The sequence below is a fragment of the Pontibacterium sp. genome, from assembly GCF_041587635.1.
In the GTDB taxonomy this organism is placed as follows: domain Bacteria; phylum Pseudomonadota; class Gammaproteobacteria; order Pseudomonadales; family Balneatricaceae; genus Pontibacterium.
The window spans coordinates 1-1,881 of the sequence record NZ_JBFGYC010000678.1 but is presented as its reverse complement, the minus strand read 5'-3'; the positions used below and the strand labels follow the sequence as shown (position 1 = coordinate 1,881).

The window sequence follows — 1,881 nt, the reverse complement described above, 5'->3', positions numbered from 1 at the left end:
TTGAGTAAACTTTCGAGAAGTATCCAAGATTTTTGTAGTAAAAGGCCATTTTGGTTTGGTTTGGCAGTGATCATCGCAGTCTCTATTGGAGTTACATTTTTTGCTCCAATTGGTGAAGTTTATAAAGGAGTCGCAGCCTTGCCTGCTATAGGGGGGCTCTTTGCCGCACTTTTTCAACTGCTTCGTGATAATGCAGCTCATGAGCGAGCAGTTGAGTTACAAAGCTCCCAGCAGTTATTTAATTTAGGTGCTACGTCTCATATGGCAAATACAGTATTTGATAAGCACGTAGAGTTTTAGGAAAAGTATCTTAGTGAGGTTCATCAAACTTTGAATACCCTAACCCGAGAGGGGCCTACTCAAGATGCTCTCAATCATGCTGGTAATCTGTATCAGCTACGCATTGATTACACTGCTTGGATTACTCCAGAAATTGATGGAAAGCTAGTGCCTTTTGAGGAAGCCGTTAGAAAAATTGGTGCTAAATCTGGCTATGTTGATGCAATAAGGAATCAAGAGGATCAATCTGAAAAGCGGTCGGCTGCTGTCGAAGAAATGTACGACACTTTTGCTAGTCTTATGGATTTTGAGGCGCAGAATGAGAAAGATGCAGAAGCTACAGCGAAAGAAGTCAAGAATAGGGTAAGAGAGATATTAAACGTTTCAGAGTTAGTCATGATCCGTGATTTCTTAGTTACACAAGCAGCCTCTGTAGCCAAAAATTGCTAACAAGAAAAGGCAGTCGGACAGCTTCGCCGCCCTCTGCTTTGAACGTTAGGTCTAATCGAGAGTTATATGCAAAACGTAGGGATAAAGATACTAAGGGAATTAGAGAGATCTGGAGAATTATCTTTGGAAGAAATCGGCAGGTTACTTCCAAGGAAGTACAGCGACCATAGAGATTTTTATGTTTTCGCTTCATTGGTTTCGAACGGTATGGTCGATGACTATTTTCTCATAGACAAGGACAATCCAGATCCAAACAGAAACAAAGAGCAGCTATTAGCTAGAAAGTATTTTGCGTGCAGTACTGCTGAAAAATCAGCAGAGTATAGAGGTCAGTCTTGGCATATGACAAGTGGGTCATTGAAGAGTCAAATCTTTGCGCTGTCTGGAAAGGGGAACCTTTATCTTTCGGAGTATAGGACTAAAAGATTCGATAGAGTATTTACACTTTCATCCGGAATGATGGTTGGGATTTTGGTGGCAGTTATTGGTGCTTATCTGCGTAGTATATTCAACTGAAATGCCTAACAAGGCCAGGCACAATCGCCAGCAAGCTGGCTGGATTCGACACTGCGCGGCTCGCCTATGCTGGTGGCGTTGAGGCTGTCGGATCAGTCCCGCAGCCCTTGGTTCACGGGCTAGATTCCAGCTACAATCGTTCAACAGAACTTTACCGCTGATGGTGCAACGGATGGCACGCTACAAACACTACGATTACAACCAGACAAAGATGATCCCGTTGCGTTTTGCGGATCAGATTCAACCCGGCACCTTTGAATATACCCTCAATCATGTGGTCGATAATGACCTTGATATGAGCCTGCTTAAGTCCCGTTATCGCAATGATTACAACGGTGCACCGGCTTATGATCCAGCCATCCTGTTAAAGATCGTTTTGTTTGCGTATTCCCGAGGCATTACCTCCAGCCGAAAAATTGCTCAAGCTTGTCGTGAGAATGTCTTGTTTATGGCGTTGTCAGCTGATAGTCATCCCCACCACAGTACCATCGCCGAGTTCATTACGCGGATGGATGATGTTATCGCACCGCTGTTTACCCAAATCCTGATGGTGTGTGACGGTATGAACCTGATTGGCCGAGAGATGTTCGCTATCGACGGTTGCAAGATGCCGTCCAACGCCTCCAAGGAATGGAG

Annotated in this window: 4 protein-coding genes; all 4 read left to right on the top strand. The window is 44.3% G+C overall.

Going from position 1 to position 1,881, the window contains the following annotated elements; genetic code table 11:
• The coding region (locus ABYW01_RS20640) for a hypothetical protein (protein ID WP_372836391.1) at positions 1-300 on the top strand (300 nt) is incomplete at its 5' end.
• 30 nt (positions 301-330) lie between these two features.
• A complete protein-coding gene (locus ABYW01_RS20635) occupies positions 331-729 on the top strand; it encodes a hypothetical protein (protein WP_372836389.1) in 399 nt (132 codons plus the stop codon).
• A 66-nt stretch (positions 730-795) separates the two neighbouring features.
• Positions 796-1,245 (top strand): hypothetical protein, encoded by a 450-nt coding sequence (locus ABYW01_RS20630; protein ID WP_372836387.1) that lies wholly within the window; start codon positions 796-798, stop codon positions 1,243-1,245.
• 172 nt (positions 1,246-1,417) lie between these two features.
• Positions 1,418-1,881 (top strand): transposase (locus tag ABYW01_RS20625; RefSeq protein WP_372836385.1); only part of this gene is annotated, 464 nt, incomplete at its 3' end.

What these genes read in the sequence shown, in the direction of transcription:
- ABYW01_RS20630 (WP_372836387.1), top strand. Translation starts at nt 796, where the DNA reads ATGCAAAACGTAGGGATAAAGATACTAAGGGAATTAGAGAGATCTGGA.